Here is a 536-nt window from a genome sequence, read left to right on the forward strand (position 1 = left end):
TAGTAATATATATTGCTATGTTACTTCTATAATTCTGGTTGTTAAGTTTGAATGCACCTTGAGGGGGAGTATTATTCTCGTTGTCCGTTTTTATTATATAATTCATGGAATATTATGTATAAATTTTCATTGTTTTTAACAAGTCGGCATGAAAAATACTAATTTGTTAGCAGAGTGTCTGGTACTAATATAGCTAGTAAACGTTTAAAATATATTGATGCATATTTAAAGAACAAGAGTTAGAAATATGAGCCTTATTAAAATTTTTAAAGATGGATTTCGAGGAAAACCAGATTTTTCAAACTTGCTACATAATGTATTCCAAATAAATGACTTAGTATTGTCATTTGAGTGTCCGAACAATATATATGAAGGGCATGTATACCAAGATCTTGTGGAGTTAAAACAATTCGATATTGACTCAAAAGTAGAACGGCATGAAAAGTTAATAAAATTGGCTTCTATTTATTTCTCATTTCAAAAAAAAATATTAAACCCTCTATTACCTATAAATAATCAAGGTGGTTTATATATTA

At 27.4% G+C, this 536-nt stretch carries 1 pseudogene; it reads left to right on the forward strand.

What is annotated here, in order from left to right:
* Window positions 1-247: 247 nt before the first annotated feature.
* Window positions 248-536 (forward strand): annotated as a pseudogene (locus R7190_RS30155) (DNAase); the annotation flags it as partial.

This window comes from Vibrio sp. 1078-1 (assembly GCF_033340475.1).